The organism is Alicyclobacillus acidocaldarius subsp. acidocaldarius Tc-4-1, from assembly GCF_000219875.1.
Classification (GTDB): Bacteria; Bacillota; Bacilli; order Alicyclobacillales; family Alicyclobacillaceae; genus Alicyclobacillus; species Alicyclobacillus acidocaldarius_A.
In genome coordinates, this window is the sequence record NC_017167.1 from 2313778 (window position 1) to 2335496 (window position 21719).

Genomic DNA, 21719 nt, shown 5'->3' on the forward strand with positions numbered 1-21719 from the left:
CATCGGGAACGCCGCCGATATGTCCCACGTGTCATTTCAACAGCCTCGGTCGCTGAGTGGCGTGGAGCGCGTCGACGATTTTGGCCATAAACGCGCTGACTTCCTCAAACCCGTCCATGCCGTTTGGCCCGACTCGTTGCTGTCGATAGAACTCGTCCACAACCCAGTCCACCTCGCCGCCCGTTTGATGACAGACCGTCCAAATGTCCATGACCGCGCGTTCCAGTTTCGTATAGAGTTTGCGACGTTGAACACGCGCCTCGTGCTCATCTTCGATCTTTTGCAGCGCAGGCGGCACTTGGAGTTGTACGACCGGCGCGCCTTGGCGCAGCTCCTGGATCTTTTGCTCATAACGCGCCAGCAACTGTTCGGTGGCTTGATACTTCGACTCAAGCTCTCGTTTCTGTTGTTCAATCTCCACCGCCCGCCGCTTCCACGCCTCGATCTCTTGCTTCACAGCGTCAGGCACCACTTCGACATATTCGACAGGTCGATTTCGCAGATCCTCGATTTGCCGCTCCAGTTCCTCAATCCGAGCTCGATCCTCTTCACGCCCCTGCCGCTGCAAAGCATCCAACTCGCGCCGGAGTGTCGCAACCTGACCACTCTGCTCTTGGAGCTCCCGTATGCGATTCTCCAGCTCCTCAATTCGCACGCGGTCTTCTTCGCGCCCCTGCTCGCGCAATTTCGCGAGCTCCGCCTGCAAGCGCGCTGTTTCCTGATCACGGCGTTCGGCCTCTTCGAGGCGACGCCGCAACTCTTTGGTCTCGGCAAACGTGCGGTTCGCGATCTCCTCACCAAGAGCTTCGTACAAGCTGCGCTGGATCTCTGGACTCAGGTACGCCAACTGCTCGGCTGCGCTGGTGCCGAGTTTGCCGGAAGAGACCAGTGCTTGGAGTTCGGGGATGAGATCGTTTAGTTTGAGTAACCGCTTTGTGGTACGCACATCCTCACCAATCTGTTCTCCTACATCCTCGATCGATTTCAAAGGGACAAATTGTCCCTTTGCTCCTTCGCCCCCCGAAACAACTCTTCTCGCCCCTCCTCGGCGAATGCCCCAATACTCCGCCAAAAACTTTGCCCTTCTCGCTTTCCGCATCGGGTCATTGTCCTCGCCGCGTCTCTCCTCGTTATCGGCGATCAAAAGATACTCCGCCTCTTCAGGCGAAACGTCGTAAATCGCCACCGGCACCTGTTCAATTCCGAGCTCCTTCGCGATGCGATACCGTTGGTGTCCAGCCAGGATAGTGCCGTCGGGCAGGATCTTCAGTGGGTCTCGAATGCCATGGACCTCGATGCTGCGCTTCAGTTCCTCGTACTTCTCGCCCGTGAGATCGACATAATACTCCGCGTTCTTTGGGTGGGGTCTCAGTTTGTCGATGTGGATCAGGTTCATGTGGATCGCCTCCTCATCGATGCGTCAACTGCACGACAAAACACAACGCTGATCAAGCGAACAACGCCGATTGACATTGGTCAGTAACCAATGTACCATGCTCCATGAGGTGATCCCCCCCGTGAAATCGTACTCATCTCGCGAGGTCATTCGCATGCTCGAAGAAGACGGCTGGTTTCTTGTTGCGGTGCGCGGGGATCACTATCAATACAAGCATCCAACGAAACCCGGAAAAGTCACCGTGATTCATCCAACCAAGGATTACAAGAGGAAAACTCTCCTTAGCATCTTGAAACAAGCCGGAATCGAACCACCGACCTCATAGGGAGGCTCGCTCATGGATAAGCGCATGTACTTCGCTGTGTTTGAACCCGACGACGAAAGTGAGGGCTATACGGTCACGTTTCCCGATCTTCCTGGTTGCATTACGGAAGGAGACTCCTTTGAGGAAGCCGCAGCCAACGCGCGTGAAGCGCTTGAACTCCATCTCTGGGGGATGGAGCAAGACGGAGACGACATTCCGACTCCGAGCAAGCCCGAATCCATCACGACACCTCCAGGCGCATTTTTGGTTCCTGTCGAGGCGTGGATGGATCTTGTTCGCAATGAAATGGCGCAGCAATCGGTCAACACGATGGTCACCATGCCTCGCTGGTTGAAGGAGGCCGCACAACAGGCTGGAATCAACTTCTCACAACTGCTCCAAGAAGTCGTGAAAGAACGTTTGGGAATTTTGGATCATCGTTGAACAAGCCGCCCAACTGGGCGGCTTATCATCTTCACATCCAGCACGCATTATTCACCAAAAATCTCTGGAAATGAAGACTTAAATCCCTGCTTCGTCGATTCACTGTATCTTGCGTTAGGAAGAGAAAACAGTTTGTCCACCAACGACCTGAACGTTCCCTCATTGACATGCCCGTGCTGATAGGCGCATGCCAAGACGCCAAGTGTTCCGATTCGCCGAACTTGATAGATATCGCAAGTCTTCATCATAGCCCTGTCACTCGTACAACAAACCAGTGATCGTTCGATGGCGAGGGCAATGACTTCGGCATCGTAACGGCTTAGCACCTTTCGCTTGGTCATAATTTCTGACCAACAACGTAATCCATGTTCAGTGTCAAGTGCAATATGAATGGGTGCCAACTCGTCAAAAGCAGCTTCAGCATTTGGAAATCGAACCTCGTCTCGAATCATATTTTCAGCCATGTACACAGGAGCAAAAACGAGTTTCAGTAGTTTCACAGCACCGAGGGCGGCAAATTCGTTGAGAACGCTGTTGTCGATGATGGCAGGTGTGCCGTAGACGTCCTCAGAATTCACTGCCATCATCTTCCCTTTCCCATTCAGCAAGCAACCGAGCAGCTTCGTCATGCGAGATACCCAGCACAGCCGCTACCTTTGATGCACTAACGCCCTCTTCGGCATGGAGTTGTTGCAACATGCGCATTACACGACGGTTCTTTTCTACATAAGGCATCGGGTGAGGCTCTTGAACTCCGTATCTTTTCTCCAACTCCTTTCTCAAATATCCATATTCAGGTCCATTCAGAACTCCCTCGTCGTGTAGTGCATAAAGCAAGGCTTGCACACTAACACCGAACTCGTGTTTCAATTGGATCACGTCGCGCAACTTGTTGCGTGAACGTTTTATGACTATTTTGCACTCGTCTAGACGATTTCGAGGGATCAGGAAGTAACTCGCAAACTGATTTGCGATTCTTTCATCCAGATTCCCGCGGGATTTGGCGTATACGACTCCCTCTCCCCGATACTGATCGCGATGAAAGAGAAGGTGTCCCAACTCATGTGCCGCACTGAAGATTTTGCGCTCCTCTGAAATAGAACGATCGTCATTGATGATGATGAAGGCGCCTCGCCGCTCACTATAGGCAGAAAATCCGTCAAATGAATGGTCTAACTTCCATGCAAGAACATGGATATGCCAGTCTTCAAGCATTTGAAAGATGAGTTGCCCCACATAACCCTCTAGCCCCAATACACTACGAGTCCGATCGGCGATGTCTTGGATTTGAGCCTTGATCCAGGAATTCAGTGCCCCTGGCTTCCGCTCCAATCGATAACTTGGAGGTACCATAATCACACGATCCTCGCCCAAAGCTTCTACAACACTCCAATACTCATCAAGCCGTTCAAGCAAGGCACGCCGTACTTCTTGCGTANAGTTCTCCCGTGGATTGTCGGCCCGAAAAGGAACGACACCCCTTCATTTTCTTCTGAAAAAATCTGCCGTACAGAAACGCCTAAAGCACCGCAAATCTTTACCAGCTTTGCACTATCAATCGGTTGTTCACCCCGTAGATATTTGTACATCGTCGGTCTGGTCACACCGACGACCTTCGCAAGTTGATCAACGCTGATGTTCCGTTCCACACGAATTCTTTCGATGTTCTTTGCAACAATTTCTGGCGTCACATCTCTCCCTCCCCTTTCTAAGAATTATACGCTCTCCATCTCATTCTGGATACCGAATGTAAATTTTATTTTACACCCTATATCCAAGAACGGAACCCGCTCGTGCATTACGATTTGACAAGCCTTAACTTCGTATACTGAAGCTCTAAGCTGTTTGCCAAACGCTCCATCGCCATCGCCGCTTGCCGGAGAACCAGGGCCTCAGACTGCCAGGTCTCCGCCTTTTGCGGATACTCGCACATCAACTTCTGGATAAACGCTTCGGCCTCCTCGTCTGAAACAAAGATGAAATCCGCTGCCGCACTGACGATCTTGTGCAGCGTTCGATATGCCTGCATGAGTTCGTGGAACGATTCTTTCTCGCGCTCGATGCGCTGCCACTCAGGATCCACGGTCTTCGCCGTCGAAGCCACCCGGGGCTGTGCGAGTTCGGCACCTTCCTTGAGCCTTGTGTTCTCCGCTTTGAGTCGTTCGATGCGCTCCTGGTGTTGTTGCAAGACCACCTTCAGCGATTCGTATTTTTCCTCAAGCGCCTGCCGCTCCCGGTCGATTTCGACCGCTCGGCGTTTCCAGTCCTCGATTTCGCGTAGCACCGCATCGGGCACCACCTCGACACGCTCGGCGGGCCGGTTCTGCAATCGCCGGATCTCTGATTCCAACTCCGCAATGCGCGCCAGATCCTCATCGCGTCCGCGTTCGCGCAGCGTCGCCAATTCCTGCTGCAACCTGGCCGTCTCGCGATCCCGTTGTTCGGCCTCTTCGAGTCGCTTACGCAGTTCCTTCGTCTCCGCCACGGTGCGCGAGGCAATTTCGTCACCCAAGGCCTTGTAGAGGCTGCGCTGAATTTCGGGACTCAAATAAGCCAATTGCTCAGCGGCGGTGGTGCCGAGTTTGCCGGAAGAGACGAGATACTGTAGCTCTGGGATGAGGTCGTTCAACTTGAGTAACCGTTCTGTCGAACGTTGAGGCTCGCCAATCGCTTCGGCAACATCCTTGATCGTTTTCAAACCGCCATTTTGGCGGTTTGCTCCTTCGGAATCCGAAACGTTCTTTCTCTCTCCTCCCCGCCTGATCTTCCAATACTCCGCCAAAAACTTCGCCCTTCTGGCCTTTCGCATTGGATCGCGGTCTTCTCCGCGTCGCTCCTCGTTATCAGCAATCAACAAGTACTCCGCCTCTTGCTCCGAAATGTCGTAAATCACAACAGGCACGCGCTCCAACCCAAGCTCTTTCGCAACGCGCCAGCGCTGGTGACCCGCGATAATCGTCCCATCCGGCAACACCTTCAGCGGATCCCGGATCCCGTGGGCCTCAATGCTACGCCTCAGCTCTTCGTACTTCTCACCCGTCAGGTCCGCGTAGTACTCCGCATTCTTCGGGTGGGGCTTCAGACGGTGGATGCTCATCTCGCTCATATCGTTCGACCTCCTCACCTTGAGGGTGGGATGCAGGACAAAGACCGGACCAAATCAGTAGCGATTGTACAGCCTGCGCCTGGCGAAGGACAAAAACCGCCCTGCATCCTTTGCAGAACGGCGTAGATCATTTAAACGAGCGCAGGAATTCGCCTGGCGCAACGTGACCAACCTGTAACCGACGAAAGTGCTTCTGGTTCCAAGTCAAGACCGTCGGACACTTGCTGTGTCGCGCTTTCGCGGCAATGTATGCGCAGGGGGGGCACCTCTCTCCACATCAACAATTGCCCGAATGAAACGTGCTCAACGGATTCGCTGGATTGAGCGGGCTGAGTGGACTGGCCGGATTCGCTGGATTGAGCGGGCTGAGTGGACTGGCCGGATTCGTCGGATCAAGCAGGTCAAATCGGTCGCTACGTTTCCGTTGATTATGGGTATTTGGCTTGCGCGTGTTTCCGTTGGTCGACTTCCCGTTTGTTGACTTTTGGGTGTTGTCCATATCGAGCATGCCTCCTCACCGGGTTTTGTCCTACGTATTAAGAGTGTTTTATGAACCTCCACCGCCTGTCGCTTCGCGCATGGGAAGGAGAATGCGCGGACAGAGTGATAGAATATACCAACGGTGAGATTGTAGATATTCCACCTAATTCCATAGTCGCCATGTCTCTTTCCTGAACAACTGAAAACGGTTATCGCGCGATGCACGCGGCAGTGCCCATCGTTCCTTCCACCAACTAGCGAGATCTGAGAAAGGAAAATCAAAGAAATCTATAACATCTGTTTCGCCTCGTAGAAACTCAGGTGCGTTCTTGGCTAAGGGAGCCACAAAAATTTCCCTAGCAACGCCATGATATATTAGAGTCTGTGGTAATTCGAGTATTTTCAGTGCTTTCAGAATCACTTCACGTCTATTTCGAAAACCGGATCCCCAATCTTTGTGTTTGGCTGTTGGCGCATACGTCTGTTCTACAATCGTTATGATCTCCTTATATAAACCGTTGATGTAAGGAAATTCGCCGGATCCGCTCGTAAATCCGACCGAGTGCATCACAAGAAGATCTCGGTATTTTACGCGATTATAAATAGACGATTTACCAAGGGCGGATGTAGTCGTGACCAAGACAAGCGGCCCGGTTAACTTTTTGCTAATACGCGTGATGCGATTTGCATATCGACGCTCGAATACTTCACGTACCTCGTTGCTAACCACTGCTAACGCAACCAATTTGCCTCCTAAAAGATGGTTGTACGGTGGTACGGCTCCTAACACGAAAGCATCCATCACATTTGCCAGCCGAAGCCGACGCTGTTCTTTCGACCATCCGATCCACTGGTCTCGGTCAGCTAGTGCAAAGACAGGGTCACATAACCCGAAGATCCCTATCAGTCGGTCGTGTGCTGCATCCCAAACAAGAAATCTCAGTCGCCTGCCATACCCAGCAGATACAGGTATACTCCAATGAAGACGCACGTAGCGAAATAGAAGTTCTTCCACTGTATCCGGTTTGACTTCTATCAACGTTGGGGTAATAATGGCTGGATTTATCTCATTCCCGTTAGCAATCCAGCCAAGCAACTCATCTTCATGTCGCTGAAGATTTCGCTTTGCTCGTTCAATGTTGTAAGCGCAAGCCTTGGCATGCAATGCACGTAAGGCATTTTTGTCCGACGCACAAAAATAAAGTCTTCTTCCATCCCAGTAAAAGCCCTGTCTTCGAAGAACATCAAGAATTTTTCGCCTAAGAACTTGTTTCTCAACTTCTGTCATTCTCCAGAAACACCTCCCCTAATGGGAAAGGCACTTTTTTATATCTTTGACGATAAAAGTGGCCAACCTCACCGGAACTGCGTTCCCCAATTGGCGCATGCTTTCCGTCCAGGACCCGCTGAAATGGTATTCGTCCGGGAAAGTCTGTAGGCGTGCGCTCTCACGAACCGTAAAGTAACGTACGCTACCATCCGGTTTCACAAGCATGTTTTCTCCTCCGGGAACACCGTGATCCCCGGCTTTAAGTGTTTTCGCTGGCTCGTCGAGCGGACTCCCGGTGTGACCCGGATAGATGCGAGCTCCTGGGTTGAAGCGATGATCAGGTATGACGTTATCGTATTCGTTTTCCGGGTCTGGAAGATCGGAAATGGCATCGCGTACCGTCATCCAAGGTGCCCCCTGTACTAATCCCAACCCTCCTCGAAGACGTTCGATTCTCTTCTTAAGTTTGTCGGGCATTTCAGGGCGATGCTTTTTCGCCACTCGATGTCGTTCCCAATAATCTCCAGTGACCCATTGATCGTACAAGAGAGCGTCGAAGGAATGCGTGGGTTCAGGAAAAGACCATTCGATATTCAAATCGCTTCGAAAACCGACGATAAACACCCGTTCCCTCTTTTGCGGCACCCCGTAATCGGCAGCGTTAAGCAAGCGAAATACCACATGGTATGTAAGACCCTCGTGATGTCCTTTGGTATGATGCCGTTCCAATCGAGATAAGTGATCCGTCCAGTCTTCGTTTTCCTTGGAGGCAATTTCCGGATAAGAAAGTTGAAGAAGTATGTATTCGAAATACTTTGCGAAGGTATCCCGAAGCAATCCTTTCACATTTTCGATTAAGACGACTTTCGGTTGAATTTCCCGAACGGCCCTGATCATTTCCGGAAACATATTCCGATGATCCTTAAAGCCACGGTGTTTTCCGCCCAATGAAAACGGCTGACACGGCGGGCCTCCAGCTAGAAGGTCGATGCCTTGATATTGGGTGAAATCGACATCTCTCACGTCGCATTGATGAATCGGCCAATTTTGTACCTGAGCCACGTTTCTCTCTTTATTGAGACGAATGGTGTCACATGCGTCTCGGTCCCACTCGTATAATCCTACATGCCGAAATCCGGCATTAGATATTCCCATCGCTAGGCCACCGGCTCCAGCAAAAAGTTCAACTGACCTCTCGCGAAGGTCACCGTAATCCTGGCGGATACGCTCGTCTACGCGAATGTCCTCAATGCGGAGCTTCGTCATGCAATCGCCTCCTCAACTGAGAGGCGATTGCATGACAAAAAAGCCGCCCCACCACGCCGGCAGGGCGGCTTCCTCATTGCGCTACGCGATGTTGCCCATCGTCCAGATTCGCCAATGTCCACATCCGCGCCTCGATTCGTTCTCGAAGGACGCGGCTGATCTCTTCGCGTAACACTACCAGGACGGTCTCTTCGTCGACATTCGAAACTTTCGCCATCACCGCTTTGACGGCAGGCACCACCAAACCATAGAGCTCCCGGTCCAACTCGTATCGAATCGTCGCGACGGCAAATCCAATGTCGAAAAAACACCCCCTGGAGATTTTCTGCAGCGACATGGCTCGTTCTGCCAACGCCATCACAGCCACCTTGGTCTCGTCCGGGTGTTCGTTCGCAAACTGAGCCGTCTTGGACTTCGATCCCAGCATCTCGATTCTCCGCAAGACCGCCGGAACAATGTCGCTCTCAACAAACCGAAGGGACGGCTCAACTGCGCCGTCTTCGAGGAACGCGTTGGTCTCGCGCCAGACCATCTTGGCTAACTGATTAAGAATCCCTTGGGGCACGACACGGCCTGTGAGTTCCGACAACGTACGCATGGCAAATCGTCCCGCAGCTCGCGCTTCGAGACGACGTTCCTGCTCGTAGAAATCGTAAGCGCCCATCAGCGGTCCCTCCGGAACATCAGGACATTGTTCGACTTGACGCCTTCGCACTTCTTCGCAAGGTTCGTCAACGCCTCAGCAGTCACATAGAGCACGGACACAAAGTGATCCCGAACTTCGTCTGAGACGGATTCCGGTTCCCAAACCGCAAGCATGCCCGCGACGTCTTGACGCACCTCGTACAGCTTGGATTCGAGATTACGCAGCGCGGCATAGCTCGCTTCGGAATTCCCCGCCGACTCGAAGGTCTTCTCCAATCGCTGGCGCGCAAGGCGTTCCTTGATCGCCTCGTCCTCCGCCTGACGTTTGGCTTCCAACGCGGCGGCCTTCTCTTTGCGAAGCTTGTCTGCAAGACGTTCCTGCTCCGCGAGTGACGCTTTCAGTTCGTCATTCTGCTTACGCAGATCGTCGAGCGCCCGCTTGATCTCCTCTGACACAACCTCGATGCGCGGCCGCTCAGCCAGTTCCCGCCGCGCCTGTTCCAACTCGCGCTGCGTGTCCTCCAGCGCCGCTCGAAGCGCAGCGGGTTCGTCTTTTGCCGCTTCAATTTCGCGGGTAAGTCGCTGAAGCGAGCCTTCCAGTTCGCGTACCCGCTTTTCTGCAGCTTCCCGCAAACGACGTTCCTCTTCGATCTGACGACGGATCTCCTTTGCTTCTGCAACCGTGCGCTCGCCAATGGCCTCGCCAAAGGCTTGAAATAACGCGCGTTGCTCATCGGGCGTCAGATGGGCAAGCTGTTCTGCGGCGGTTGTGCCGAGTTTGCTTGCGGACACGAGAGTTTGGAGTTCTGGAATCAGATCGTTAAGCTTCAGCAATCTCGGTAAGTGCGCAGCATCCGTTCCCACAGCCTCTGCGATGTCCTTGCTCGTCTTGGGGGATTCACCATTTTGGTTAACCCTCGAATACTGATTGACGCCGCGGTGTACTCCCCAATACTCCTTGAGGAACTTCGCCCGCTTCGCCTTCCTGATCGGGTCGTTGTCCTCGCCCCGGCGTTCCTCGTTGTCCGCGATCAGCAGGTATTCGGCCTCCACTTGGCTTACGTCGTAGATCACAACGGGCACTTGCTCGATCCCGAGTTCCCTCGCGATTCGGAATCGCTGATGGCCTGCGATGATGGTCCCATCCGGCAAAATTTTGAGTGGATCGCGGATGCCGTGCGTCGCGATGCTCCGCTTCAACTCCTCATACTTCTCTCCGGCAATGTCGGTGAAGTATTCGGCGTTCCTGGGATGCGGTTTGAGCCTGTCGACATGGATCGTGCTCATAAAAAATCCCCTCCTACTGGAGGGGTGTTTGCAGGGCAAATTGTACTTTTACTTCGAAGTCCCGCTGGCAGTTCGCAGATACTCGCCCGGCGTGATGGAACGCACACCTAATCGCCTGAAATGCTTCTGATTCCAAGTCAGCACATCCGAACTCCCGCTATGCTTTTCCTTGACGGCAATATAAGCGTCGATATAGTCCACGTGCTGCTCGTCGTAGTCCCGCAGTGCCTCTAATCGGATTCGCACATAGAAAAACCCCCTCTCTACTTGAGGGGGATTGCACGACAAAACGCCGCGTTGCTGTACCGCGATGACCGTTCGCCAAACTTCCAAGAGCCGGTCATCAACACACCGCGATTCTCCCATGTCGCGACAGGAACAACCGATCACGATTGGGAGATTCCGGACACACCAAAACGCCCACCGCAGCGCAAGCACGATACGCTTTCGCCGAGACAAGCTCGTATCACACCATATGAGACGTGCACCGACATACGGATACACCACCAACGCCCGGAAGAGCACGGAAGGCACAAGCCTTAAGCTGTAGAACCGTCGCGTCTCCTCGTAGAGTCGTATCATCGTGCCGACCACAAGGGCGGCAAGTACACACACTGCGCTCCAACACAAGACAAACGCCAAGCCCATCGCACCATCGCCCCCTATCTGGGCGGCGCGCGCAGGACAAAAACCTCAAACTGTTTCCGCCTTGGGCCTGCGCGAGCGTGCGGAAAATTACAACCCCCCGAGTCGTCGGCGACGTATCTGTTGCCCACTTATCTCCGCGCCACCAACCTGTTCGCCTGATACACCACCCAGTCCCCGCTCTCCACGCGCGCGTTGCCGTTAACCTTCTGCTTTGGCACGCAGTACACCCAACCCCGCAACCCATTCGCCAAATCCTTGACGATCACGCGGTCATAAAGCTGTGGGTATCCCTCCAGCCGATCCAGTGCCTTGAGCCCTTCCTCCGTGACCTTCACCCACTCGCCGACGACCACGCCGTCTTCTTCCAACGTCACCGCAGGAAACGCGCCCCAGTCGTACATCGCGCCGCGAATTTGCCCCATACCAAGTTCGCTGACCAAATACGGCTCGACTACCGTGCGATTCGGCTGATCTTTTCGCAAGGTTCCGTACACAAAGAACGTATGCGTGTGCATATGCACATTCCTCCCCAAACACATTCTAGCTTAAATTCTAATATAAACCTTTCTATGGGTCAAGAAGACAAGCTATCCAAATTATATTGAAAACATTGAGTGTTCGTGATAGGCTTGTACTGGGAGGGAAACCTCTCTTGGGCACCCCCTTCGTGGGAAGGGGGTGAGAGGGATGCTGCACGGAATCGCCTGTGTGCTCGGAGTGATTCTGTGGGGCTAGCCCGTGTGGGTTATGCCATCGCGGACATCATTCGGGTCTTACATGGCGAACCCCGCCTGGGCCGCAATCCAAAGGCGGGGAAGCCACATCGACCTCGCAGGAGGGGTTAACCCTCCTGCTATGTTCATGATTATCGTACCACACAAATCCATATGCGTCTACAGGCTAAGCCCGCGACAGGACTCGAACCTGCAACCGGCCGCTTACAAGGCGGCTGCTCTGCCTGTTGAGCTACGTGGGCATGATAAAGGCCCGATGCTCGCGAAACACCGGACCAAAACAAACCGTCCCCTTGCAGGAGATTGACCTCGAACGACACGTAGCAGGGTCTGAACATAACTGCGGAAACTCCGAAAGCATGAGCGAAGCCCAGGCGGACGGCCGGCGGAGGTTGGGAGACCGGAGCCGGCCGGACGCCTGAGCCCAGCCCATCGCAGAGGAATGACCAACGTCGTGCGATGAGCAACGCGCGCGTCTCTGGAAAACTCCAGAGATGATCTTGACCTAGGCAAACCTAATTATAGCACATCTGTTGGACAGAGACTATAGGGACACTGTGCAATCGATGTCAACTTTTATGGTCCACTCTTAGGCACTGATTACCAATTGCCTCCATACATCATAAACACGCGCTACACCTTGGGTAGGATCTTGGAGCCAACGACAAGCTGCGTCCACCGTGATCGACAAATATCGATAGCACCAGAGCACCCATCGCACACACAACGCCCCGCGTTGGCGACGCTGCATGTTTTGCTCCCGCCACAACAACTTGACTCCAACGATCGGATACCAGAAAACCACTATTCCAAATACATACGGTGTGTATCTTGTGTATCGTATGTCCTGATACGTCAACTGCAACCGAACCGCGATTCCCACCATCAGCGCGCCGAAAACGAGCGCTGCGGTCCATGTCGTCACAAAACGAAGTCCCATAGATCCGTGACCTCTCTCAGGCCAGAACTGCATTGGGCTCGCGACTTCTCGCGATTGCCTTTCTCGCTTTTTTCCGCAACCGCTGCACCGCATTGTCCACCGTTTTATACCCGCACTGTAAGATACGCTGGATCTCCACGTATGAATGCCCCTCGAGCCGCAACCGCCACACCGCGCGTTCGAGCTCCGTCAATCTCAGCCCCCAATGCCGCTCTGCCCATGCCACGAGTTCCTCTGGACCCGCACTTTGCGGTGGCCCAAACACCATATCGTCCACACTCGGTGCCGTACGATCAACGAACACGTCCAGCACCGTGCGCTCCGAGTCCTCGATCCATGGGCACTCCGCGTCGAGCGACAGAGCCGTCAGATGCCAGAAGTGCTTTTGCCGCCGCGCCATCTTGAGCACGGTGACGAGTTCTCGCTTGACGCACATCTTGGCGAAAGCCAGGAACGGCGTTTGCCCGTCGTACCCACGCACCGCTTTCCAAAACCCAATCAGAGCGTGCTGCATCACGTCGTCGCGTTCTGCTCCGGGGATCCAATATCCATGCGCCCAGCGGCGCAGTCTGTCGCGAAATTCTTGATAAAGCGCCATGAAAGCGTCTTGGTCACCGGATTTTGCTGCAAGCACCAACGTGTCCATAAGAATCGCCCCCAACAGTGGGGGCGGTGCAGGGCAGTTTTATTCTAATGCTGGCGGCAATTGACGAATGACCTTTAGCGTCTCCACCGCCACACGCACTGCTCGTTTCACCAAGTCCACAATGTACCGAGGATCTTGAGCCGTCTCACGAGCCCAGGCGTTCGGATCATTCACGATCCCGCTTGCTCGATCTCGCTTGATTTGATACTGCTCCACAATCCATTCAATCGGCGACCGTCCATTCACCTGATAGTGGAACGCTTCTTCCGGAATTCCACGAAGCGTTATCCACTCGTTGACAACCAAGTCTCTCTTGTCCCTAGCAAACCTCATCTTTTTTACACGGTAACGTTCCCAAGGATCCTCTGGTGCATTTGATGAAATACTCTCTTCCAATGGAAAAGGGTCAACCTTCTCGTAGCCTATGTGCAACTCCGCAAGCTTGCGACCAGCTTGACTGAATGCCCAGAAATCTGATGCAAACGGAATTCGCGGTAGTTCACGGCGCAAATCCGAAGCAAAGCGTTCACGATAGTCTGATGCGTGAAGCACGCCATAGACGTAATAGAAAATATCTTCCTTTGTAATGGAGGTGTCCCCATATTGCTCTTGAAATGCTCTAAGTGTTTCATCCGTGATTGCATAGTCTTTTGGAGCAATCAAATCAAGCGCAACCTGAACCTCCACATCGCCGTCTTCCCCATCATATACGTAAAGCGGAAAACATTGAGTGGTCCCTACTACATGAAGATCTGGCAATTCATCCGTCACCAAACATGTGAAGTTCCGATTATCTCCGGGTGCTTGTAGAATAATCACCTTGTTCTCCGCATCTGGACGCGGGAAAAGACGCAGTTGTTGGTAGATCATATCGTTAAAAGCGCGATCAAAATACAACCAGCGCTTAGAGAACGGACGGTACAACGCAATTCGAATCGCATCCGGCCGAAACCCATGAATCGCCCCCCCGTGTAGCATCACGCCGCAAGCCACGGCTCCAACTAATTTGGCTGGGGTCGTTTAGTTGTTCGTTGATACCTCTCCTAACCTGACTGTTGTATACCGCAATCATTCTCTGCATATTATTCGCGACCGTTTCATGAGAAAAATTGTACACCCATGCGTCACGACTGGTTGCCACACCCCTTGAACGAATGTTAAATATTCGATGCTCACTTTCTGCTTGCTCTCCACCAAGCGGCATAAGCGACACGAATTCATCTGACCGTTGATGAATCCAATCCCCTGCTTCATTAGGTGTGATGCGAGTCCATGGTACACCTTGTACATCTCCGAACGCCTTGACTTTCGCGAGTTTCTCTTCACGGCTTAGATAGTCACCAATGTCGTGATAGAAAATCTCTGCGGGCCCAACGTGGGAGTCGTCTTTCACCAGCACAACGAGGCATACGGCAGCACGACTCCCTTGAGAAAATACATTATCACCCTCCCGTCTCCTGAGTTCGCCTTGCGTTCTAGCATTTCCGCGAAGATTGATTAGATAAATCGCCGCACACTCGTTTGCGAGTTCCTTGCGCATCCCGTCCATGGCATTGCCGTCGATCCAGCCAGCGTTGGTCACGAACGCGACCACGCCTTGATTCCCCACTCGGTCCATTGCCCAGCGAATTGCTCGGATATAAGCGTCATAGAGGCTGTTCCTATTTCTTGAAGACGTTTCAGCCGCAAACGTGCTTCGAATTCTCTCATCCAACCGTTCGTATTGCAGATTTTGGTTAGCGTCGTTTTCATCTCTTTGTCTTGAACGCCAAGGCGGATTTCCCACCACAACCGTAATCGAAGCATCACGTTGAGTACGCATCAACTCAGTGTAATCGTCAGCGAAAAACTGCGTACTCCAAGATCCGTGCTCCTCTTGAAGTTGGAATGAGTCAACCCACAGCACTGGCAGATTCCAGCCGGGGGTCTTCGCCGGTCATTTCTCGAATCGTCCAACGCAGGTTCGTCAGAAGCATGTAATAGGCAAACAATTGAACATCGTTCGCCCAAAACTCTCTGGCCTGTAACTTCCGAAGTATCGTCTCCTTATCCCAGCGTTGCAACATCAGAGCAGGGAACGTTCCAGTGCCCGCAAATGGGTCAATGATCGTCACGCCTGACGAAGCCGTGGTCTTTCCAAAGTGCTTTTGCAACACGACATCGACGCTCTTCAGAAGAAAATTCACGAGCTCAACCGGCGTGTAAACAATCCCCAAACGACTCGCTGCTTTCGGAAAGACGGCCTTGAACAGCATTTCAAATAACAGACGCAAGAAATCTTGTCGTTCCTCGGGAGTGCGAATGCCCTGTGCGCGAATACGAACACTTACATAAAACTCCTCTAGCACGTGTCGCTCGCGGTCTAAAAAGGCGCGAAAAGCCTCGGTGACTTGCTCGAAGGACCTCGCGACTGGAGTTTCCGTGAGATCGTCACCGGGAAACAACGACGAAAACACCGGTGCCATGATCCAATGCTGAACAAGGAAATCCTTAGCATCCTCTTCAGAAATGTTGGGATGTAGAACTTCCCGCAGTGCCGTAACGTAATTCTGAAAAGCAGCCTGAGCTTCCTGATAATGCTCGATCGGAAGTGCACCCAAAATCGTATCAAGTTGTGTCCGCAGGCGTCGCGCAACTTCCTCCACAGTCGCAGCAAAGACACCAAATACGAACGGTTGTTAGCCGGTGCCACCAAGCGCGTCGTAATCGTCTTTCGGATCTGTTCTTCAAGCTCTTGTGGTAACCCAAGGTCAAATCTTATTTGAACCGTATTTGACGGTTCGCGGTTGCTACCCTCATGCGGAGACAACAACTCACGAATATATACATCCACCGCAGTATCGATGGCGCGAAGCGCGTTAATGATTTGGACAAGAGTACGGAAGTTCTCTTCTTGCGGCAGCAAGAGTGCTTCAATCTGCTCTTCAGAAATCGGTGCATTAGGTTCCAACCTATCAACATTCAAAACGATCGGGACCAAAATTGTTCCGACCTTGTTGGGGCGATGCGGCGGCTTACGCACAACTCGACCGATCGCTTGGATCACATCTACCCTGCTCTTCGTGGCTCCAAAAACACCACGGCGTCCAAGTCGGGAACATCGATACCTTCGGTGAGCACTCTGGCATTCGTAATAAGAACGTGATCTACAGAATTCCCTTCGCGATCCGTCAGTGTTTCAAGACAGCGAAGCAACTTTGCTCGCTCACGCATGGACATCGTGCCATCCATGTGTGCGACAAAACTGGGCGTGACATTCCGAAGCGTTTCTCAAGCTTGTTCCAAGTATCCACAATCGCTTGCGATTTCGCTCGCGAATTGACAAAGTAATGAGCCGTTGTAGAGGCGGCTGAATGTCTTCATCCATGAGCGCTCTGGACAAAGCATACGCCCTGACCAAATCTGGAACTTGAGGAGCGTCTGTTTCCTGCACCCAATCAACGAACATCTGTTGTACTCTTCGCTCGCTAAAGAACATTACGCGGACGCAATAATTTGCCAAATACCCCTCTTCAACGCCTCTACGAAAGCTATATCTGAAAAATTCGGGTCCGAACGTTTCAAGATTGTCCATGCCATAAGTCCGCAGTCCTTCACGTTCAAGTCGATTTCGATGGGCTTCGGTAAAGAGGCGTGGCGTAGCTGTCAAATACAATCGACGATGTGCATGAATCCGATCATCGTCATGGAACATCAAAAGTCAGATGGATCTTCCTCTTCTTCATACGCCACGCCTGTCGTCCGGTGCGCTTCATCCGCAATGGCCACACGAAACTCAGGCAAACCTTGCTGTTGGGCATCTGCTACGACGTGGAGGGATTGATAAGTGCTTACCACAACGATGATTGCGTCATCTACGGGTTGAGCGGCACGAACCAACTCTTCATGATTCGTAGTTGGTGGGATAATCAGCGAAATGTCTCCTGTGTCCTCGTCGCGCCCCACCCCTCGGTCGGAAGTTACGGCAACAAAACGAAGCTGCACCGTCGCGTCGCGCTTCCAAGCTCGTATCGTCTGATTGACTAAGGCGATTGAAGGTGCGCAGAAGAGAACAAGGTCTCTTGGTTGTGCGAAACGTTCAACAGTTCGAAGCGCCACTAACGTCTTTCCCGTCCCTGGCGGCATAATGCACTTTCCACGATCGTTTGCTTCCCAGCCAGAGAGAATGGCTGCAACGGCTTCCTCTTGGTATGGACGCAGACTCACCGGCACATGGCGCGTCATTGCTTCAGACGCTTGCCAGGTGAACTGTTCCCAATCTATATCGGCAGTTTCAAAATCCTCCCCAGTCCAAACAGCGATACCACGTTCTTGACAGCGGGCTTCCGCCGTGCGGGTAACGCCACCAACTGCAACTACTAAGAACTTCGTGAACGAAAACCGCGGTGACGTTGCGGACGCAACAAACGTCGAAAGTTCACGCCAGTCCACCGGGTCACGATGGTCCTTGGATTGGATTGCCCACAAATGGTGCTCAGTGTCTTCAGCCACCAAATCGATACCTTCGTCTTGCTGAGAACGCTCTGGTTGCGTGTCCATAATCCAATCTCGATATGTCTTAACCCACACAAACCGGGCACCTGGGTAATGCCCGTCGCGCAGGAACGCAAGCAAAAATCGTTCGAATAAGCGCCCGCGCTCTTGTGGAGACGACGCCTCATTCTGCAAGTTTTCGTATTGCTCCCAAAACCCCATCTTGATCACCCGTTCAACACCTTGGATTCCAAGCAAATCTTGTGCTTTCTTCGATATTCGAATGCGAACTTCCTTCTTGATTGGCTAACCTCCGCCTCATCCGCGACGCCGGAGTACAAATGCACCACGCTTTGCTGCAAACACCAGTGTGTCCATGAGAATCGCCCCTCCGACATAGAGGGGCGGCGTAAGACAAAATGAAGCCACGGATTGATCCCACACCTTCTCCGGCAACAAGCATATACATCAATCAGTTAGGCAAAACTGGTGATGGTAAATGATGAGGTGTGGAATGATGAACTTTCACAGGAAGATCGCCAAGAAAACATTGCGTCTCGCCAGCAGACGATACTATGATAAGGGCAGCCCTAGCGAAACGGAGGGAAGCGACATGACGGCGATCCTCAAGGAATTAAATCATCTTGAACTTCCTCCTTCTGTGGTTCGGGAACTTGGATTGTCGAACGACTGGAAAAGCAAGATCGATCCTTCGTTCGCGAAAAAGGCCATAAAGACAGCTTTGAAGTACGAGAAGGCTCTCAAGGAGTTGTCGAAGCATTAAAGCGATACGTTATCTGTCAGTCGAGGAACTTGTATTTCTGCATTTTATTGCCGCTCATTTTTATGATAATTACGAATACAGTGGCACACAGGAGCAATTCGGAATCAAGGATCCGAATTTGCTCCTGTCGGCTCTCAATGAGATGCGCCAGACATTCGATGGTCAGGAATTATATCCGACCATTTATGACAAAGCGGCCTGTCTTGTTCGTTCCATCATCCAAAACCATCCTTTTCATAACGCGAACAAACGAACCGCCGTTCTGGCCATGATTGTCTTCTTGGATCTCAATCATTATAGAGTGAAAGTCAGTCAGAAAAAACTGGTGGACTTCGCATGCGATATTGCTGTCCATAAGCCACCTGTCTCGCGAATAGGCCGTACGATTAGAAAATGGATCAGTTATGCCCCGTTAGAAAGAGGGAGATGGAAACAAGTTTTATCTGAGTTCAGAAACACGGATGGGTAAAGATGGACTCACCCTATGGACAGCGTTGGCTCCATCATCACATACGCTCCAGATCCTCGAATAACTCTTGTCGCACCTCTTCTTCGTGCTCCTTCCAAGCACCAGCCACCGTACGGACATCTCGAAGCGGCTTCCGTCGCCCAACCCGCCTTAGACTTAGCAGTTCTTCCTCCAGATCCACGTCCAGGCCATACGCACGAAGGTCAAGGCCAAACGCCTCAAGCGTGTTCCGCAGCGAGTTCAGCATTTCGTAGTACGCAATGACAGCGCCACCTTCGTACTCGTTAGATGGCTGTCGCACCCGCTTGCGCTGATGCTGTCGTGCATTTTCCAACATCTCTCGAATCCATTCTTGCAGAATAGCTTGCTCGATCGACATGTGATCGCCTCCCTTAACAAACTTCTCCCGCCCGGTCGTCGCCTCATCGAACCGTTCGTCGGTGCCGGCGCGGTGTTCCTGAACTTAGATTATCCCGAGCACCTGCTCGGCGACGTCAACCGCGACCTGATCCTCGCGCACCAGATGCTCCAAGCGCACGGCGAAGCGTTCATTGAGGCCTGCCGTGAGCTGTTCGTGCCCGAGAACAACACTCCCGAGCGGTACTACGAACTGCGCGATGAGTTCAACAGCACGGCGGATCCGTGGCACAGCACGGCGGATCCGTGGCGCAGAGCGGCGCTCTTCGTCTATCTCAACCGTCACAGTATCCACGGCTTGATCCGATACAATCGACACGGTCGTTTCAACGCACCGTTCGGGTATCGGAAGAGAATCTACTTTCCTGAAGCGGAGATGCGCCACTTCGTCGAGCGGTCGAAGCGAGCGGCATTCGTCCACGCCGACTTTCGCGACCTGATGAAGCAAGCGCGCCCGAATGATGTCGTCTACTGCGATCCGCCCTACGTACCGCTCTCCGACACGTCGAACTTCGTGGAGTATTCGCCAGGCGGCTTTTCGTGGTGCGATCACGAGGTGTTGGCCGACTACGCTCGGGCACTTGCAGAGCGCGGCGTCACCGTTGTGATCTCGAATCATCGAACGCCTGCGGTCGAGTCCTTGTATCGGGGCGCGGAAATCCACGTCGTCGAGGTACCAAGAAATATCGGGAGTCAGCATCGGCAGACGGCGCGTGTGGTCGAAGAGTTGATCGCGGTCTTTCGAGCATTGTGAGTTGCAGAGTGCATGGATATGTTTTACACTCGCGTTCGAGCGCAAGCTCAATTCCCGCCCGCACACGTGCGTATTCGCAGAAACGCCGCGCCAGTCCCCTAAAGAGTGGCGCGGCGGAATCGTTTGATTTAGAACAACGCCTGTCCGTCACGGCCTCGCCGAGGAAACTCGTTCGATCTCCTCGATGATTTGTTGTGCCGTCTTCGTGATCCGTTCGAGGCTCGCACGCAGTTTGCGCTTGTCGCCCCCGGACCACGCCCACACATAGCTGACCGAATAGTCGCGGGTGTCGAACCCAAACGCCGACGCCACGCAGTACGCGACCGCCTCCGCCTCGATCTCCATCTGCTGACGCTCGGGCGATGGTCCGCCTCCCTCAACAACCGTGAACCGATCGTCGAAATCGGCATGCATCAGCGCATGGGCGTATTCGTGGATCAGCGTCTTCGCCTCCTGATCCGGCGACAACCCGTCGGACAGGCTGATCTTTCGGTCCTCTAGGTGGTAGATACCGTTCGCGCCATGCAGTCGCTGTCGCGATTCGTAAGAAACCGGGATCCCCTTGCTGCGAATCACACTCATCAGCCGATCCCGGAGCTCCACATGCCGATCGCCTTCGATTCGCTCATCCAGCACCGGAATCGGTTCGCCATCTGTCTGTGAGATGTCGAACACCGTCACTGTCTTGAACCCAACGAGCTTTTGCTTAAGGACAGGTTCACCATTCTCGTCCAACACCGGATTGCCGTGTTCGTCCTCTTCCGGCACCTTCTTGATCAGCGGTGCCAGGATGCTGATGCCCCGCTCGCCGCGCATGACGTGGCGCCCGAACTCCTGCCACTTCTTGTAGCCCATGACGCACGACGCGTTCGGGCGTTGAGCGTAAATCAGCATGACATTGTGAAAGCTGTACCGCGGCACGCGCGCCGCAAACTCCAGGTAGCGCTTGAATTGCTCGCTGTCCTGGAACGTGTCCAACAACGCGTTGAGCCGCTCGAACGCCTCCTGCACCTTCGGGTTCCGGCTGTGCGTCACAAACGCGCGCTGCTCCGTCGCCTCGCCCTGAGCGTCGTCCGGATTGTCCGCCGTCGCAGGCCCACCGAGTGGAACTTCATCCTCCGTCTCAACGGCTTGAGGCGGCGATCCCGTCTCCGCCCACCGGGCCGCGCTGGACTCATTCAGCCCCAGCGCCCGCGCGCGTTGATAGAGTTCGCGATTCGTACCGTCATAGTCCTCGTTTCCGTACTCCGCTGCAAGGTGACTGGGCACCCGAACCACGGCCTTACGCAGTTCCTCCGCCGAATACGACTCCAAGGGCCTGGCTTTCGGCGCGATCGTCTCAAGCGCACCGTGCGTGCTGATGAGGGGCGCCTGGTCATCCGGAATATCCGGCGACAACAGTGGTCGCTTCAGAAAGCGCTGGACGCGCTCGTCCGACATGACGCTCCAGCCTTTGGGCACACGCCCCGTCCAACCGACCTGACGCAGCAACCACTTGGCGCACACCGGGCCGGCACCACGGCGAATGCTCGGTTCCGCCCGCAGTGTGCGCGTGCAACGAACGCAGTTAGTCATGGAAAAACCCCCTTCGACGAGAAAGTGCTCTCGTGAGAAGGGGGCTTGCAGGGCAAAATTTGCCCAAAAGTCGTGTCTCCA

24 protein-coding genes and 1 tRNA gene are annotated in these 21719 nt (G+C 53.4%); 5 read left to right on the top strand and 20 right to left on the bottom strand.

Annotated elements, in window-relative coordinates:
- Positions 1–31 precede the first annotated feature (31 nt).
- A complete protein-coding gene (locus TC41_RS11225) occupies positions 32–1396 on the bottom strand; it encodes a ParB N-terminal domain-containing protein (RefSeq protein ID WP_014465168.1) in 1365 nt (454 codons plus the stop codon).
- A gap of 97 nt (positions 1397–1493) precedes the next feature.
- Between TC41_RS11225 and TC41_RS11230 the strand changes: the two genes are divergently transcribed.
- On the top strand, positions 1494–1721 hold the full coding sequence (locus TC41_RS11230) for a type II toxin-antitoxin system HicA family toxin (protein WP_445595378.1): 228 nt from the start codon (positions 1494–1496) through the stop codon (positions 1719–1721).
- A gap of 12 nt (positions 1722–1733) precedes the next feature.
- Positions 1734–2144: a type II toxin-antitoxin system HicB family antitoxin gene (locus tag TC41_RS11235; protein WP_014465170.1), complete on the top strand. Its 411-nt coding sequence runs from the start codon at positions 1734–1736 to the stop codon at positions 2142–2144.
- A gap of 47 nt (positions 2145–2191) precedes the next feature.
- Here TC41_RS11235 and TC41_RS11240 read toward each other — a convergent pair whose 3' ends face one another.
- From TC41_RS11240 to TC41_RS11310, 17 genes are all read right to left on the bottom strand, one after another.
- Positions 2192–2731, bottom strand: coding sequence for a hypothetical protein (locus TC41_RS11240; protein ID WP_158306740.1), 540 nt, complete (start codon positions 2729–2731; stop codon positions 2192–2194).
- Complete coding sequence (locus tag TC41_RS11245; protein ID WP_158306741.1) at positions 2712–3560, bottom strand: ImmA/IrrE family metallo-endopeptidase; 849 nt, start codon at positions 3558–3560, stop codon at positions 2712–2714. Before TC41_RS11245 ends, TC41_RS11240 begins: the two co-directional genes overlap by 20 nt.
- Positions 3524–3835, bottom strand: coding sequence for a helix-turn-helix domain-containing protein (locus TC41_RS11250; protein ID WP_041695383.1), 312 nt, complete (start codon positions 3833–3835; stop codon positions 3524–3526). The genes TC41_RS11245 and TC41_RS11250 overlap by 37 nt, the downstream gene beginning before the upstream one ends.
- Before the next feature lie 107 nt (positions 3836–3942).
- Positions 3943–5250, bottom strand: a complete 1308-nt coding sequence (locus TC41_RS11255) for a ParB N-terminal domain-containing protein (protein ID WP_014465173.1) — start codon at positions 5248–5250, stop codon at positions 3943–3945.
- Between the two features lie 277 nt (positions 5251–5527).
- Positions 5528–5758, bottom strand: coding sequence for a hypothetical protein (locus tag TC41_RS15945; protein ID WP_158306742.1), 231 nt, complete (start codon positions 5756–5758; stop codon positions 5528–5530).
- A gap of 135 nt (positions 5759–5893) precedes the next feature.
- Positions 5894–7018: a Druantia anti-phage system protein DruA gene (locus TC41_RS15950; RefSeq protein ID WP_014465175.1), complete on the bottom strand. Its 1125-nt coding sequence runs from the start codon at positions 7016–7018 to the stop codon at positions 5894–5896.
- An 18-nt stretch (positions 7019–7036) separates the two neighbouring features.
- Entirely contained in the window at positions 7037–8266 is a 1230-nt protein-coding gene (locus TC41_RS11265) for a DNA cytosine methyltransferase (RefSeq protein ID WP_014465176.1), read from the bottom strand.
- 73 nt (positions 8267–8339) lie between these two features.
- Entirely contained in the window at positions 8340–8930 is a 591-nt protein-coding gene (locus TC41_RS11270) for a hypothetical protein (protein ID WP_012810525.1), read from the bottom strand.
- Entirely contained in the window at positions 8930–10198 is a 1269-nt protein-coding gene (locus TC41_RS11275; protein ID WP_014465177.1) for a ParB/RepB/Spo0J family partition protein, read from the bottom strand. The genes TC41_RS11270 and TC41_RS11275 overlap by 1 nt, the downstream gene beginning before the upstream one ends.
- A gap of 48 nt (positions 10199–10246) precedes the next feature.
- The gene (locus tag TC41_RS11280) at positions 10247–10444 is read right to left on the bottom strand and encodes a hypothetical protein (RefSeq protein WP_014465178.1); all 198 of its coding nucleotides are present in this window, start codon (positions 10442–10444) and stop codon (positions 10247–10249) included.
- Between the two features lie 530 nt (positions 10445–10974).
- Entirely contained in the window at positions 10975–11361 is a 387-nt protein-coding gene (locus TC41_RS15955; RefSeq protein WP_014465179.1) for a gamma-glutamylcyclotransferase family protein, read from the bottom strand.
- Between the two features lie 388 nt (positions 11362–11749).
- Positions 11750–11822, bottom strand: a tRNA-Thr gene (locus tag TC41_RS11290).
- A gap of 714 nt (positions 11823–12536) precedes the next feature.
- Positions 12537–13166 (bottom strand): sigma-70 family RNA polymerase sigma factor, encoded by a 630-nt coding sequence (locus tag TC41_RS11295; protein ID WP_014465180.1) that lies wholly within the window; start codon positions 13164–13166, stop codon positions 12537–12539.
- 39 nt (positions 13167–13205) lie between these two features.
- Complete coding sequence (locus TC41_RS16305; RefSeq protein ID WP_041695881.1) at positions 13206–14090, bottom strand: type ISP restriction/modification enzyme; 885 nt, start codon at positions 14088–14090, stop codon at positions 13206–13208.
- Positions 14071–15072, bottom strand: coding sequence for a type ISP restriction/modification enzyme (locus TC41_RS17085; protein WP_374952854.1), 1002 nt, complete (start codon positions 15070–15072; stop codon positions 14071–14073). Before TC41_RS17085 ends, TC41_RS16305 begins: the two co-directional genes overlap by 20 nt.
- The gene (locus tag TC41_RS11305) at positions 15059–15811 is read right to left on the bottom strand and encodes a hypothetical protein (protein WP_014465183.1); all 753 of its coding nucleotides are present in this window, start codon (positions 15809–15811) and stop codon (positions 15059–15061) included. Before TC41_RS11305 ends, TC41_RS17085 begins: the two co-directional genes overlap by 14 nt.
- A 1048-nt stretch (positions 15812–16859) precedes the next feature.
- Positions 16860–17861: a DEAD/DEAH box helicase family protein gene (locus TC41_RS11310; protein ID WP_237700114.1), complete on the bottom strand. Its 1002-nt coding sequence runs from the start codon at positions 17859–17861 to the stop codon at positions 16860–16862.
- A 292-nt stretch (positions 17862–18153) separates the two neighbouring features.
- On the opposite strand from TC41_RS11310, the gene TC41_RS11315 reads away from it, so the two are divergent.
- Together TC41_RS11315 and TC41_RS15960 are read left to right on the top strand one after the other, a co-directional pair.
- Positions 18154–18423, top strand: coding sequence for a hypothetical protein (locus TC41_RS11315; RefSeq protein WP_041695386.1), 270 nt, complete (start codon positions 18154–18156; stop codon positions 18421–18423).
- Between the two features lie 13 nt (positions 18424–18436).
- Complete coding sequence (locus TC41_RS15960; RefSeq protein ID WP_258165045.1) at positions 18437–18892, top strand: type II toxin-antitoxin system death-on-curing family toxin; 456 nt, start codon at positions 18437–18439, stop codon at positions 18890–18892.
- Positions 18893–18929: 37 nt separating this feature from the next.
- Here TC41_RS15960 and TC41_RS11325 read toward each other — a convergent pair whose 3' ends face one another.
- Positions 18930–19271 carry a hypothetical protein gene (locus TC41_RS11325; RefSeq protein ID WP_041695883.1) on the bottom strand — a complete coding sequence of 114 codons (342 nt, stop codon included), beginning with the start codon at positions 19269–19271 and terminating at the stop codon, positions 18930–18932.
- On the opposite strand from TC41_RS11325, the gene TC41_RS11330 reads away from it, so the two are divergent.
- Positions 19206–20063: a Dam family site-specific DNA-(adenine-N6)-methyltransferase gene (locus tag TC41_RS11330; protein WP_014465189.1), complete on the top strand. Its 858-nt coding sequence runs from the start codon at positions 19206–19208 to the stop codon at positions 20061–20063. The two genes, TC41_RS11325 and TC41_RS11330, sit on opposite strands and share 66 nt — an antisense overlap.
- Positions 20064–20210: 147 nt before the next feature.
- Here TC41_RS11330 and TC41_RS11335 read toward each other — a convergent pair whose 3' ends face one another.
- Positions 20211–21638, bottom strand: a complete 1428-nt coding sequence (locus TC41_RS11335; RefSeq protein WP_041695388.1) for an ArdC-like ssDNA-binding domain-containing protein — start codon at positions 21636–21638, stop codon at positions 20211–20213.
- Between the last annotated feature and the right edge of the window lie 81 nt (positions 21639–21719).